Source organism: Kribbella sp. NPDC003505, assembly GCF_040610875.1.
GTDB lineage: Bacteria > Actinomycetota > Actinomycetes > Propionibacteriales > Kribbellaceae > Kribbella.
In genome coordinates this window covers 65,432-80,432 of sequence record NZ_JBEXNA010000013.1, presented here as the reverse complement: position 1 = coordinate 80,432, position 15,001 = coordinate 65,432, and the positions used below count along the sequence as shown (strand labels likewise).

The 15,001-nt window shown below is 69.2% G+C and carries 7 protein-coding genes; 2 read left to right on the top strand and 5 right to left on the bottom strand.

Annotation, left to right across the window (positions count from 1 at the left end; genetic code table 11):
* Positions 1 to 58: 58 nt before the first annotated feature.
* Entirely contained in the window at positions 59 to 1,471 is a 1,413-nt protein-coding gene (locus tag ABZX12_RS34885; protein WP_355699706.1) for a PLP-dependent aminotransferase family protein, read from the top strand.
* A gap of 104 nt (positions 1,472 to 1,575) precedes the next feature.
* Here ABZX12_RS34885 and ABZX12_RS34880 read toward each other — a convergent pair whose 3' ends face one another.
* The 5 genes from ABZX12_RS34880 to ABZX12_RS34860 form a co-directional block, all read right to left on the bottom strand.
* On the bottom strand, positions 1,576 to 4,350 hold the full coding sequence (locus ABZX12_RS34880; RefSeq protein WP_355699705.1) for a glycoside hydrolase family 2 TIM barrel-domain containing protein: 2,775 nt from the start codon (positions 4,348 to 4,350) through the stop codon (positions 1,576 to 1,578).
* Between the two features lie 97 nt (positions 4,351 to 4,447).
* Positions 4,448 to 6,229: a sialidase family protein gene (locus ABZX12_RS34875; RefSeq protein WP_355699704.1), complete on the bottom strand. Its 1,782-nt coding sequence runs from the start codon at positions 6,227 to 6,229 to the stop codon at positions 4,448 to 4,450.
* Positions 6,230 to 6,356: 127 nt separating this feature from the next.
* Complete coding sequence (locus ABZX12_RS34870) at positions 6,357 to 6,794, bottom strand: Fur family transcriptional regulator (protein ID WP_355699703.1); 438 nt, start codon at positions 6,792 to 6,794, stop codon at positions 6,357 to 6,359.
* A 12-nt stretch (positions 6,795 to 6,806) separates the two neighbouring features.
* Complete coding sequence (gene topA, locus ABZX12_RS34865; RefSeq protein WP_355699702.1) at positions 6,807 to 9,518, bottom strand: type I DNA topoisomerase; 2,712 nt, start codon at positions 9,516 to 9,518, stop codon at positions 6,807 to 6,809.
* 303 nt (positions 9,519 to 9,821) lie between these two features.
* On the bottom strand, positions 9,822 to 11,198 hold the full coding sequence (locus ABZX12_RS34860) for an alpha/beta hydrolase (protein WP_355699701.1): 1,377 nt from the start codon (positions 11,196 to 11,198) through the stop codon (positions 9,822 to 9,824).
* 157 nt (positions 11,199 to 11,355) lie between these two features.
* Between ABZX12_RS34860 and ABZX12_RS34855 the strand changes: the two genes are divergently transcribed.
* Positions 11,356 to 14,991 (top strand): NPCBM/NEW2 domain-containing protein, encoded by a 3,636-nt coding sequence (locus ABZX12_RS34855; protein ID WP_355699700.1) that lies wholly within the window; start codon positions 11,356 to 11,358, stop codon positions 14,989 to 14,991.
* Positions 14,992 to 15,001: the final 10 nt, after the last annotated feature.

Sequence of the window (15,001 nt, the reverse complement as noted above, 5' to 3'; positions counted from 1 at the left end):
CATCGTTCTGGGCCACGGCTGGTCACCCCAGAGCCAATCCGGCAGAATTGGTTCGCGGATGAGACCAATCGAGGTGGTTGACCGGTTGGGCCGCTGGTCGTCCGGCCGCGGCCCGCTCTACGTGCTGCTCGCGGCCCGCCTGCGGCAGCTGATCGACGACGGCGAACTGCCGCCGGGCGTGCTGCTCCCACCCGATCGCGCACTGGCCGCAGCCCTCGCGGTCGGGCGTACGACGGTGGTCGCCGCGTACGACCTGCTGCGGGCCGAAGGACGGATCGCCCGCCGTCAGGGCAGCGGCACCCGGGTCGCCGGCGTTCCGTCGGACGCACCGGCCGAGGATGCACCGGTCGATCCGATCTTCCTGGACTCGCTGGAAGCACGTGACGACCACGTACTGCTCGCGGTCTGCGCCGCGCCGGGCGATCCGCCGCCGCAGCTCGCGGACGCGTTCACCGCGATCGCACCAGAGCTCGGCCGGATCACCGACGACATCGGCTATTACCCATACGGCCACCCAGAACTCCGTGCGGCCCTCGCGGACCGCTATACGGCTCGCGGCGTACCCACGGCGTACGAGCAGATCCTGGTGACCAACGGCGGCCAACAGGCGCTCTCGCTGCTCGCACATGCCCTGTTGTCGCCCGGAGACCAGGTGCTCGTCGAGGCGCCGACGTACCCGGGCGCGTTGGAGGTGTTCCGTGAGGAGGGCGGCGTTCTGCGCGGGCTGCCGGTGGGACTCGAGGGCCTCGAGGCGGCGGTCCGGGAGCGGCGTCCGGCGCTCGCCTACGTCATCCCGACGTACCAGAACCCGACCGGCGCGGTGATGTCCACGCTCGCGCGGCAGCGGGTGGCCAACGTCGGAATCCCGGTGATCGAGGACGAGGTGCCGGCCGACCTCGGATTCCCCGGTGCGGAGCGGCCCGTGCCGATGGCGGCGTACGGCGCCTCGGTGATCTCGATCGGCTCACTCAGCAAGAGCATCTGGGGTGGTCTGCGGATCGGCTGGATCCGCGCGGCACCCCCGCTGATCAACCGGCTGGCCCGGCTCCGCGCTGTTCACGACCTGGGCGGCAACGTCCCCAGCCAACTGGCCGCCGTACACCTGCTCCCGCTCCTGGACGGCCCTGACCTGCCTCGCACGCTCAAAGCACGCCACGACCACCTGCACGGCCTGCTCACCGCGGCGCTCCCCAACTGGGAGATCCCGTCCGTCACCGGCGGCCAGTGCCTGTGGGTCCGCCTCCCGCACGGCGACGGCGTCTCGTTCGCCCAGACGGCCCTCCGTCACGGCCTAGCGGTACTCCCCGGCGCAGGCCTCGACGTCACCGGCGCCGGAGACCCCTACATCCGCCTCCACTTCCGAGCCCGCCCCACCGACCTGACCGAAGCAGTCCACCGCCTGGCCCGCGCCTGGTCGGCCTACCACCCACCAGCCGGTCGGCTGCATCCGCGCGCCGTCATCGCGATCTGAGCGAGAGCGCGGATCGCCAGGCCATCACAATCGGTGGCCGCGAGCACAGTCCCGCGGGCGCGGGCCGTGCTCGACTGATTGTGATGGCCTGGGGATTCCTTACCTCAGCTGCTGAAGCGGAGGGTGATTGTGGCCGGGGCCGTCTTGAGCTTGTCGCGGTCGGGGAGGGCCGGGCCACAGGCCGCGGTGCCGACGCCGGTCTGGGCGAGGTCGAGGGTGACGTAGGTGGTGTCACCCGGGACCAGGTCCGCGGTGTGCTTCGCGTTCTCCAGGTCGGCCGACGTCCAGTCGCGGACGGTGAGGCCGAAGAGCTGGTCGACGGCCTCGATCCGCAGGCCGTCGAGCTGGGCCCAGCGGGTGTCGATGCGGTGGCCGTTCTCCTGGGGGCGGACGTACGGCGTCTGCAGCTCGGCAACCGTGGCGGAGTACTTGCCCACCGCGGCGGCCTCGCGCGTGTCGACGTACGCCTCGTTGGGGCCGGTGCCGAACCACTCGACCTGCTGGACCTTCGGCAGCTCGAGCGTGATGCCGAGCCGCGGCAGCACCTCCGGGAACAGCCCCTCCGGTACGACGCTCAGCTCCAGAACAACTCCGCCGTCCACAGCGGTCCAGCGCCAAGTGCTGCGCAGACCCCACTGCAGCGCCGGCGGCGCGGTGCGCGTCACAACCTCCCAGGCGCCGTCGCGCTCACCCTGCGACACGACGCGGTGCTGCACCCGGTGCAGCCCGTCCTCACGCCAGCCCGCCGCGACCCCCGGAATCGCGTCGTTGTCGATCGGCGCCCGCCAGACATCCAGCCGCACATCCTGCACGCCGGCCACGCTGATCCCGCGAACGCCGGCCTCACCGACAGCCGGCGAACCGCTGACCACCACGTCGGCGGCGGCCGGCTCGTCCAGCCGGATCTGGCCCCAGGCGATCCGGTGCCCAGCGTCGGCCCAGGACGTCGACTCGGTGAGTGTCGCGGTGACCGTCACCCAGGTCTCGGGCTTCGAGGCATCCGCCGACGGCAGATCGACCGTGACGGTCTCCCCGGCCGCGATCACCGGAACCGTCAGCGTCCCGGAGTCCACCTGCGAACCCCCGGCCTCCACCACGTAGCTGAAGCTCAGGTGGCTGGTGTCCAGGACCTCGTAGCGGTTGCCGATCGACACCCGGTTGCCGTCGGCAACGATGCGTAGCGGCTCGATCACCTTGATGTACTCGTGCATACCCGGCGACGGCGTCCGGTCCGGGAACAGCAGGCCGTCGCAGACGAAGTTGCCGTCGTGGATCGTCTCGCCGAAGTCCCCGCCGTACGCGTACACCTCACGTCCGTCGATGGTGGTCCGGATGCCGTGGTCGATGAACTCCCAGATGAACCCGCCCTGGCAGCGCGGGTACTTCTCGAACACCTCGCGGTAGTCGAGCAGCCCGCCCGGCCCGTTGCCCATCGCGTGGCCGTACTCGCACAGGATGAACGGGATGCCCCGGTAGCGCGAGCTGTCCGCGCCGATCTCCGCGCAGCCCTCGGGCGAGGTGTACATCCGCGAGTAGATGTCCACCCACTCGGCCTCGGTGTCGCGCTCGTAGTGCACCGGCCGCGACGGGTCGAGCTCCTTGACCAGGTCGTACATCGCCTTGAGGTTGTCACCCATCCCGCACTCGTTGCCGAGCGACCAGATCACGATCGACGGGTGGTTCTTGTCCCGGTGCACGGTGCGCCGCATCCGGTCGACCAGGTCGTCGCGGAAGCGCTCGTCCATCACCGGGTTCGGTAGCTTCGGCGGCTGCGGCTCGTACCCGAACCCGTGGGTCTCCAGGTCGCACTCGTCGATGACGTACAACCCGTACTCGTCGCACAGCGACAGGAAGTGCGGGTGCGGCGGGTAGTGGCTGGTCCGGACCGCGTTGATCCCGGCCCGCTTCATGATCAGGACGTCGTCCAGCATGTCCTGCTCGGTCAGCGAGCGACCCCGGTCCGGGTGGAACTCGTGCCGGTTGACGCCGTTGAACAGCACCCGGTTGCCGTTGACCGTGAAGATCCCGTCGACGATCGCGACCGTCCGGAACCCGATCCGCAGCCGCACCTCGCCGCCCGCGGTCCGCAGCACGGCGTCGTACAGCCGCGGCGCCTCGGCGCTCCACGGCTGCACGCCCTCCACCCGGGTGTGCTCGCCGGTCGGGAGCTCCAGACCCAGCTCGGGGACGGTCACGGTGCCCGGTACGTCGGACTCGACGAGCAGCGTGCCGGCGCCGTCGACGTGGTCCCAGGCGGCCTTGACGAAGACGTCGGTCGGCGCGTCCGGGCGGAGCGCGAGCAGGTTGACCTCGCGGAAGATCCCGGACAGCCACCACATGTCCTGGTCCTCGACGTACGAACCGGCCGACCACTGGTGCACCCGCACCGCGATCCGCGCTTCCTTGCCCGGAGCAACCAGATCGGTGATGTCGAACTCCGACGCCAGCCGGGAGCCGGACGACCAGCCGACCCACTCGCCGTTCACGTACACCGCGAACCGCGAGTCCACGCCCTCGAACCGCAGCACGACCTTGGCGCCCGCGAAGTCCGCCGGCACCGTCACGGTCCGGACGTAGTCGCCGGTCGGGTTCTCGGTCGGCACGTACGGCGGCTCGAGCGGGAACGGGTAGACGATGTTGGTGTACGCCGGCGCGCCGTACCCGTTCAGCTGCCAGTGGCCGGGGACCGCGAGCGTGTCCCAGCCGGAGGTGTCCGGGTCCTTCAGGTCGTCCGGCGCGTCCGCCACGGTCGGGGACAGCCGGAAGCTCCAGTCACCGCTGAGCGCCAGCCGCCCGGAGTCGTCGTCCAGCCAGGCGCGCGGGGGCAGGACGTTGGCGCCGGAAGCAAAGTCCTCGACGTAGCTGTGGTCATGAGTCACAACTCAGGAGCCTAAGCCCTCCCTGTTCATGAATCCACACCGATCAACAGATATGGACAGCCCTGACCTGATCAGGCCAGGGCTGTCCGGGACCCTCCTAGCCGGTGGTGGCGCTGAAGATGTCGTTGTTGCCGAACGTTGCCGGGCAGTCCCCGAGTGGCCACGGCGCCGGCAGCACGACCTGGCCGGCCGTGGCGGACGCCTGACGCCATGCATCGATCGCGGGGCAGTCGGCGGTACGGCGGACATCGGTCCACACGCCGGCCCCATAGGTGCGAGTGGCGATGGCGTACACGTAGTCGCCGAGGAACTCGTTGTACAGGATCCGGCCCTGGGACGTCCCGCGGGCGTCACCGGCCGGGCCCGAGTAGTCCGTCGTCCAGTCACCTGGCGCACCACCTGCCCCGACCGCCGCACTCTGCAGCACCCCGTGCTCCGGCCGCGGGTTGGCCGTGGTCGTCTGGAACGGCTGCGTGAACGCCTGCGAGACGACGTAGATCCGGTCGCCGTTCGGGCTGATGGCCGGAGCGGCGTACGACGTGATGTCGCCGGGCGGCGAGATCGGCGCCGGTGTACTGAAGGAGTTCGCGCCGTTGGTCGAATAGGCGAGGAACGCCCGCTCGTGGTCCGGGCCGTCGCGGCCGTCGACCCAGACGTCGACGATCTCGTTGGTCGCGTCCGCGCCGGTCGGCGCTCCGTTGGCGATGTCGACACTCGGCATCGCGGCGAGATCCGTCCGGGCACCGGCGACACCGTCGATGACACACCGCCGGGTCACCGGGTCGGTGTGGAAGCACGGATCCGTGATCGGTACGACGTCCTGCGGCTGCCGCCAGGTCTGCCCGCCGTCGTAGGACCTGATCACGCTGTGGAACCCGGACAGGCTCGTCCCGCCGAAGTGCGTGAAGAACACGTAGACGACGCCGTGGCTGTCGGTCCGGACGGTGCAACCGTCGTACGCACCCTGCTTCGCGTTGGCGATCGCGGGTGCGACCTGGTGCTGCTTCCAGGTGACGCCGCCGTCGCGGGACGTCGACACCATCGGCTTGAGCGGGAACGCGTTGCCACCACTGAAGCTGTGGAAGTCGGAGTAGCAGACGTAGACGTTGCCGAAGAACGAGCTCGAGGAGGCGTTGTCCGCCCAGACCTGCTCCTTGTCGAGCCCGGAGCTGAACGCCGCGTGCGGCGCCGCGAAGTACGGCCGCGACCAGTTGCGCTGATCGGCGATCCGGGCCGGTGTGACGTTGTCGATGTGCGACACGTTCACCCCGAAGAAGCCGTTCTGGCTCGCGCCGGTGTTGCGCATCACGGTATCGGTCAGGTTCGTGGACAGGCTCGAGAAGTACAGCCGGTCACCGTTGGCCCAGGAGAACCCGTTCGGACCAGGCGCCGGACCGAAGGCCACGCCGGTGTCGCTGCGCGAGCGCAGTCCGTTCTCGTAGTAGTTCGGCACCGTGTGGATCGGTCCGAGGTGCGGGACACACGGCTCGATCGTGGGACTGCAATCGGCCGCTGTCAGGCCGCGGTACGTCGGCTGGATCCAGGTGTGTCCGCGGTCGAACGAGAAGTGCACCCCGGACAGGCCGACGCCCAGGTTGAAGGTACCCAGCGGGAACGAGCAGGCCGCGTGCTCGGTGGCCGCGAGCCGCGAGCAGGGCTGCATGTCGACCAGGTCGTTGGACCCGGCGGCGAGCACGTCCGGCCGGATCGCGCTGACCGCCAGGGACGGCTCGTTGGACGAGTTCCGCGGGTGAAGGTTGGTGGGACTGGCGACGCTGACGAGAGCGTCCACAGCCGGGGCGGAGTTGGCTGCCGGTACTCCGATCGCGCCGAGCGCCAGAGCAGCTGCCAGGATCAGACATCGTCGCAAGGAACGCACGGGGGACTCCTCTCCGCGCGGCCCAGGTCCGGGCAAGCGGAGCGTTCACCACAGGTTTGGCCTGGGCCGTGACAAACGTGTCCGGCGCCAGCGTAAGTCCGCGACGGCCCCGCCGCGAAGATGTCGCTCAGGTGTTCTTGGCGCAGTTCTGGCACACGCCGACCAGGGCCACCTGTTCGGGGGCGAGGTGGAAACCCAGCTCGCGGGCGACCTTCTTGCGGGCCGATTCGAGGATGTCGCCGGGAGCGTCGTACACCGTGCCGCACTCGGAGCAGCGCAGGTGCAGGTGCCGCGGCGCGAGATCGCCGGCCAGGTGGTACGTCGTGCCCGCCCGGCCGAGATGCACGTGCGTGACCAGGCCGAACTCACCCAGCGCGTCGAGTGCCCGATACACGGTGGCGCGGTGGATGCCCGGGCGGAGCTGCTCCGCCCGTTCGCCGATCTGCTCCGCGCTCAGGTGCTCCTCGGTACCCGCCAGCACCTCGACCACCGCGAGCCGAGCAGGCGTGACCCGCTCGCCCCGCTCCCGCAACCGCTGCGCGCTGACCTCGACCGCACTCGTCATGGCGCCGCTCCCTCAGGACTTCTTGGCCGGCGTCTTCTTGGCCGTGGTCTTCTTCGCCGCCGTCTTCTTGGCCGCCGTCTTTTTGGCGGTCGTCTTCTTCGCGGCCGTGGTCTTCTTGGCGGCGGTCTTCTTGGCCGCCGTCTTCTTCGCGGCCTTCTTGGCAGTCTTCTTCACCGGGCCGCGGGCGCGCTTCTCCGCGAGCAGCTCGGCCGCGCGCAGCAGCGAGATGGTCTCCACCGAGTCGTCCTTGCGGAGCGTCGCGTTGGTCTCGCCGTCGGTGACGTACGGACCGAAGCGGCCCTCCTTCACCACGACCGGCTTCTTCGACTCCGGGTCCTCGCCCAGCTCCTTGAGCGGCGGCGCCGCAGCCCGGCGACCGCGCTGCTTCGGCTCGGAGTAGATCTTCAGCGCCTCTTCGAGGGTGATGTCGAACATCTGCTCCTCGGACGACAGCGACCGCGAGTCCGTGCCCTTCTTCAGGTACGGGCCGTAGCGCCCGTTCTGCGCGGTGATCTCGTCACCGGACTCCGGGTCCTTGCCGACCACGCGCGGCAGCGACAGCAGCTTCATCGCGTCGTCGAGCCCGACCGACTCCAGCGTCATCGACTTCAGCAGCGACCCGGTCCGTGGCTTGGCGCCCTTCGGCGCGTCCTCCGGCAGCACCTCGGTCACGTACGGCCCGAACCGGCCGGCCTTCGCCACCACCTTCAGGCCGGTGTCCGGCGCGTTGCCCAGTTCGTGCTCGACACCCGACGGCTGCGCGAGCAGCTCGTGCGCCTTGTCGACGGTCAGCTCGTCCGGCGGCAGGTCCTCCGGTACGTTCGCGCGCCGCTCGTCCTTGTCCTCGACGTACGGGCCGTACCGCCCGACGCGGACCACGATGCCGCTGTCGTCGCCGCCGACAGCGAACGTCGACATCTCCCGGGCGTCGATGTCGCCGAGGTCGGTCACCATCGACTTCAGGCCCTCGAGGTCGTCGTCGCCGAAGTAGAACCGGGACAGCACGCCCTCGCGCTGCAGGTCACCGGCCGCGACCTCGTCGAGCACGTCCTCCATCGTCGCGGTGAACGCGTAGTCCACCAGCCGGGTGAAGTGCTCCTCGAGCAGCCGGACGACGGCGAACGCCAGCCAGGCCGGCACCAGCGCCTGGCCCTTCTTATAGATGTACTTGCGGGCCTGGATGGTGCCGATGATCGAGGCGTACGTCGACGGCCGCCCGATCTCCCGCTCCTCCAGCTCCCGGATCAGCGTCGCTTCCGTGAACCGCGCCGGCGGCTTCGTCTCGTGCCCCGAGGCCAGCACCTCGACCGCGGGCAGGACGTCGCCCTCCTCGACGTTCGGCAGCCGGGTCTCCTGGTCGTCGGTGCCCGCGGACGGGTCGTCCGCGCCCTCGACGTACGCCTTCAGGAACCCGTGGAACGTGATCACCCGGCCGGACGACGTGAATTCGCACTGCTCGCCGGTCGACGCGGTCGCGTCGATCCGGATCGAGACGCTGCGGCCCTCGGCGTCCTTCATCTGGGACGCGATCGTCCGCATCCAGATCAGCTCGTAGAGCCGGAACTCGGCACCGCTCAGACCGGTCTGCGCCGGAGTCTGGAAGGTCTCGCCGGCGGGACGGATCGCCTCGTGCGCCTCCTGGGCGTTCTTCACCTTGGAGGTGTAGACGCGCGGCTTGTCCGGCAGGTACGACGCGCCGTACAGCTCCCGGACCTGGGCCCGGGCGGCCGTGATCGCGGTGTCCGACAGCGTGACACTGTCGGTACGCATATAGGTGATGTTGCCGTTCTCGTAGAGCCGCTGGGCGACCTGCATGGTCTGCGACGCGGACATGCCGAGCTTGCGGCCGGCCTCCTGCTGCAGGGTGGTCGTCCGGAACGGCGCATACGGCTTGCGGGTGTACGGCTTGGACTCGATCGACCGAACCGTGAACTGGGAGTCGCGCAGCGCGCCGGCCAGCGCGGTTGCGGTCTGCTCGTTCAGATGGACCGTGTTCGCGCCCTTGAGCTCGCCGGTCGAACTGAAGTCGCGGCCCTGCGCCACCCGCTTGCTGTCCACCGAGACCAGGCGGGAGGGGAACTGCCGCGGCGTCCGGCTCTCACCGGCGTCCAGGGTTGCGTCGAGGTCCCAGTACGACGCGCTGCGGAAGGCGATCCGCTCGCGCTCGCGGTCCACCACCATCCGGATCGCGACGGACTGCACCCGGCCCGCCGACAGCCTCGGCATGACCTTCTTCCACAGCACCGGGGAGACCTCGTAGCCGTACAGCCGGTCCAGGATCCGGCGCGCCTCCTGGGCGTCGACGAGCGCCTCGTCGATGTCCCGGGCGTTGCCGACCGCGTCCTGGATCGCCTTCGGGGTGATCTCGTGGAACACCATCCGGCGGACCGGGACCTTCGGCTTCAGCTCCTCCAGCAGATGCCAGGCGATCGCCTCGCCCTCGCGGTCCTCATCGGTCGCCAGGAAGAGCTCGTCGGCGCCCTTGAGCAAGTCCTTGAGCTTGCGGATCTGCGCCTTCTTGTCGGCGGGCACGACGTACAGCGGGTCGAAGTGGTCCTCGACGTTGACGCCGAGCCGGGCCCACGGAAGGCCTTTGTACTTGGCGGGGATCTCGTCCGCCCCACTCGGCAGGTCGCGGATGTGGCCGAAGCTGGACTCCACCACGTACCCGGACCCGAGGAAGCCGGCGATCATCCGCGCCTTCTTCGGCGACTCGACGATCACCAGACGCCTACCGACCGATGCAGTAGAGCCTGCCGCTGTCTTCGTCCCTGCTGCCCCTGCCACTGCGCTCCCTACTCTCGTCCTGCCAACGCCCGTGTCGCGACGTCTGTTCCCCCGGGCACAGACCGGCCCTGCCCCTGGACAGGGTACGGCCGACGGCAACGCATTTCTCAACGCACGGTAACCGGTAAGGCCCCTGGTATGCCCCTCAGGGTTCCAGAAAGTGGCGAACGCCCCACCGTCACCGCGCGTCGCGGCACCACCACAGTGTGCCCCGGGCGACGGCTACGAGCGTACGCCGTCTCAGCGGGCGAAGCGCACTTCCGGGAATTTCGGCGACTCGCCGCGGAGCAGCAGCGCGGGCCGGCGGCGCAGCGTCCGGTCGAAGAACGCGGTCAGGTACTCGCGCTGGGCGAGCACGCTGCGGGCCGGTTTCGCGCTGCCGACGAGGGCCTTCATGACCGAGGTGATGATCGGGTCCTCGCCGTAGATGTCGTGGAACAGCTGGGAGAAGACGAACTGGTAGTCGGTGAACGCCTTCTGCTTGGTGCTCAGCAGGGTCAGGTTCAGCTTGCCACCGCGCTGGGCCTCCCAGAAAGTGGCCCATGAGTTGTCGTAATGGTCCTTGCCCGGATCGGTCCGCTGCGTCTCGGCCGAGCCGAACAAGAGGAACGGCCGGTCCAGTCCGCGCTCCGCGACCTCACCAAGCGGTCCCTGGAGCCGGTCGTCCTGCAGCGTGCCGTCCAGGTCGACGCCGGCCAGGAACCGCTCGTCCTCCAGCATCGTGTTCGCGGCCGTGTACCCGCCGAGCCCGAACCCGAAGATGCCGACCTTGCGGAGGTCGAGCGCCTCGGCCAGCCCGCCCGGCAGGTCCTTGCCGTCGGCCGCGACGTTCTGACCGCCGCCGATCCGCTCCAACTGGTCCAGCACGAACCGCGCGTCGGCGGTCCGGGTCTCGACCGCCTTCCGGATCGCGGCCGGGTCGACCGGCTCGGGCGCCGGCGCACCGGGCAGGAACCGTCCGCCGGGGAACTCGACAGGCGTTTCGTGCGGGTGGTCGATCGTCACGACGACGTACCCACGGCTGGCCAGATCCTCGACCTGCGCAGTGTTCACGAACCGGCTGTACTGATAGCCGGGCGAGAACAGTACGACGGGGTGCCGCAGCCGCTGCACCGGTACGCCGACCCGCGCGTGTGTCTCGGTGTTCGCGAAGTCGAACGACCCGCTGGGTAGGGCGAGCCCGTACTCACCCGTCCACGCGGCGTCCACTTCGACCGCTGTCTTCGGCGGCATGTACTTCGCGAGCGGCGCCTGGTCCGAGATCCCGGCCGGATACCAGAGGCTGACCATCAGTTCCCGCTGCCCGCTCGGCATGCTCGGATCCGGGCGCGACCGGTCGACCAGGTGGATCGCGGTCGTTCCGAGCGCTTTGCGCCCGATGGGTGCCGGCAGGCGGAAGCGCACAGGATGGAAGTCCGGATCCCCCTGCGGGCGAACGTGGCCCGGGTCGAGGCGGCGAGGAGCGAGACCGGCGTCGGGCTCGATGGGTGATGCCTGCGCGAAGCTCGCCAGGGGCCCCGTGATCCCCGCCGCCAGACCGGTCGTCAGGCCGACCCTGAGCAGCCCTCGTCTGGTGAAGACGTGACTGCCGGGGCTGGTGGGACGCGAGTTCGCCATGCGACTCATCGTCATCGCCGCGATTCACCCCGTGATCGCGACACCGTCTCAACTTCATGAAGGCCGACCTGATGACAACGGGTCGCGGGTGAGCTTCAATGTGCGCATCTTGTTCATTGATGCGTGAAGTGAGGCAGTCGTGAGCATCTTTGTCCGCATGAAACGTTCAGTAGTCGCCCTAGCCTTACTAGCAGGCGCACTTGTGCACACGGCCGGTTCCGCACAGGCCGCCGGAACCACGCTCGGTGACGTCACCGGCTTCTCCGCCGACCAGGCGACGTACACCCTCAGTGCCGGGACCGCGCAGGTCCGGGTCGTCTTTCTCGAGGACGACGTGTTCCGGCTGTGGATGGCGCCGGACGGGAAGTTCACCGACCCCGCGAACACCGGTGAGGGCTCGAAGATCGTCACCAAGACCGATTACGGCACCCCGCGGACGTCGTGGCGGGATCGTGGCTCCTACTACTCGCTGACGACCGGCAAGATCGAGGTCCGGGCGCAGAAGCAGCCGTTGAAGTTCTCGCTGTACCGCTCGAACGGCCAGCTGGTGTGGTCCGAGGCCGCGCCGCTGTCCTGGACCGACACCTCCACCACACAGACTCTCGGCCGCGGCGCCAACGAGCAGTTCTTCGGCGGCGGCATGCAGAACGGCCGCTTCTCGCACCGCGACCAGACGATCAAGATCTCGCGGGACTTCAACTGGGAGGACGGCGGCAACCCGAACGCCTCGCCGTACTACATGAGCACGGCCGGGTACGGCGTACTCCGGAACACGTTCAGCCCCGGCAGCTATGACTTCAGCAGCCCGGTGGCGACAACGCACGACGAGAAACGGTTCGACGCGTACTACTTCGTCGGCGATCTGAAGACCTCGCTCGACCGCTACACCGAGCTCACAGGCCGGCCGTTCATGCCGCCGATCTACGGGCTCGAGTACGGCGACTCGGACTGCTACAACCGCGGTCACTACGCGACGGACCCGGACCCCAGCAACGACTGGAAGGTCAACCCGGACAAGGTGACGACGCTGGACGCGGTCAAGGTCGCGCAGCGGTTCAAGGACGAGGACATGCCGGGCGGCTGGATGCTCGTGAACGACGACTACGGCTGCGGCTACTCCGACAACACCGAGTCCGAGCAGGTCGACGGCACCTGGTGGGGCAAGCGGGACATCCCCGCGCTGAAGCAGGCCGGTGACGAACTGCGGGCGCGAAACATCCAGATGGGCCTGTGGACGCAGTCGAACCTGGACCGGCAGCCGGCCGAGGTCGGCGACGCCGGGGTCCGGGTCCGCAAGCTCGACGTCGCCTGGGTCGGCCCCGGGTACCGGTACGCGCTGACCGCCTGCGACACCGCGCACGACGGCATCGAGCAGTACAGCAACGCCCGCGGGTTCGCGTGGATGGTCGAGGGCTGGGCCGGCGCGCAACGCTGCGCGGTGCAGTGGACGGGCGACCACAGCGGCTCACTCGACGCCATCAAGTGGCAGATCCCGGCGATCACCGGGTCCGGCAACTCCGGGATCGCCTACAGCGCGGGTGACGTGGACGGGATCTTCGGCGGATCGGCGACGTCGTACGTCCGGGACCTGCAGTGGAAGGTGTTCAACCCGGCGTTCATGAGCATGTCCGGCTGGTCGACCCCGGCGTACAAGCAGCCGTGGGCGTACGGCGACCCGTACACCTCGATCAACCGCAAGTACCTGAAGCTCCGCGAGCGGCTGCTGCCGTACTTCTACAGCTACGCCGCCGAGGCGCACCGGACCGGCGCGCCGCTGAACCGGTCGCTGGTGCTCGAATACCCGACCGACCCGAAGACGTGGGACGACACGACCAAGTACGAGTTCCTGGCCGGCAAGGAGTTCCTGGTCGCGCCGATGTACGGCGCGGACGAGGTGAAGAACGGGATCTATCTCCCCGCGGGCCGGTGGATCGACTACTGGACGGGCCGGGTGTACCAGGGCCCGACGACCGTGAACGGGTACCACGCTCCGCTCGACACCCTGCCGCTGTTCGTGAAGGCGGGCGCGGTGGTGCCGATGTGGAAGTCCGGGATCAACACCGCCGCCGAGCAGCGGCCCGGTGACCCGATCGGCGTCGACATCTACCCGTCCGGCAAGTCGTCGTTCAGCATGTACGAGGACGACCGCGTGACCCGGTCGACCAAGTCCGCCACGCAGACGTTCGCGGTGGACGCGCCGATCACGGGCCGCGGCGACATCACGGTCACCATCGGCGCCAGCATCGGCTCGTACGACGGCAAGCCCGCCGACCGCCCGTACGACCTCACGCTCCACACCGGCAGCGCCCCGCACACCGTCTCTGTCGACGGCAAGCCGGTCAAGTGGACGTACGCGAACGGAATCATCCGCATCCGGACCGCGGCGATTTCCACCGCCCGCAACGCCGTCGTCCAGATCAGCGGCACCTCCGCGGTCGGCGGGCCCGACGTGACGAACACCTTCGGCACGCCTGAGCTCAGCACACCGTCGCTCTGGAACGCTCCCGGCCAGGCGACCGAGGTGACCGCGACCTTCCGCAACGGCACCGCGACGACCGTGCGCAACGTCCGGCTGGACGTCCAGGTGCCGTCCGGGTGGAGCGTGGCCGGCGCGAACACCTTCGCCTCGGTGGATCCGGGCGGGACCGTGACGACCAAGCTGCAGGTCACGCCGGGCGCGGACGTGAAACCGGCGAGCTTCACGCTGACGTTGAAGGCGTCATACGTTGCTCAGGGCAATAATTATGCGAACACCGCGACAGGGACGGCGCAGTTGCCGTACGCCTCGGTGTCGCAAGCCGCGAACGTGGTCGGGGTGAGCGACGCATCGACGTACAAGCAGGGCAACTTCGACGGTTCGGGCAACAGCTTCAACGGTGAGGCTCTCGCGGCGGCGGGGTTCGGGCCGGGCGCGACCGTGAACGTACAGGGCGCCGACTTCACCTGGCCGAGCGGCGCACCCGGTACGCCGAACCTGGTCAAGAACCAGTCGGCGCCGATCCTCGTGTCCGGCACCGGATCGCATCTCGCTCTGCTGGGCGCGGGCGCCAGCCTGAACGCCCGCGGCACCGTGACGATCATCTACACCGACGGGTCGACGTCCGAGGGGACGTTCCAGCTGCCGAACTGGTGCTGCCAGGACCCGACCACGGGCGGCGCGAAACTGGCCGTGTCGGTCAAGGGGCGGTACACCGCCGCCGGGTTGAGCAACACGACGACGGACTACCGGGTGTTCTACACCGCCGTACCGCTGGATCCCGGGAAGACCGTGAAGGCGATCAAGCTGCCCGGCGGCGGACTGGGCTTCTTCGCCGCGACGATCGCCGACAAGCCGTTGCCGCCGGCCCCTACCGGGGAGAACTGGGTCAGCGACCTGGAGTTCCTCGACTCCACGAACGGGTGGGGGCCGGTCGAGCGTGACCACAGCAACGGCGAGGACGCGGCCGGCGACGGCGGGCCGATCACGCTCGACGGCGTCCAGTACGCGAAGGGGCTGGGCGCTCATGCACCGTCGTCGGTCAGCGTCCGGCTGGGCGGCAACTGCACGAGCTTCACCAGCAAACTGGGCATCGACGACGAGATGGAGGACCGCGGCAAGGTCACCTTCAAGGTCCTGACCGACGGCACCGCCAAGTACACGTCGGACCAGCTGACCGGCACGTCCCCGACCGCCACCACGACGGTCGACGTCACCGGCGCCCAGACCCTCACCCTGCAGGTCACCGACGGCGGCGACGGCAATACCAGCGACCACGGCGACTGGGCCGACGCCAAACTCACCTGCAACCCGTAGACCTTGAACA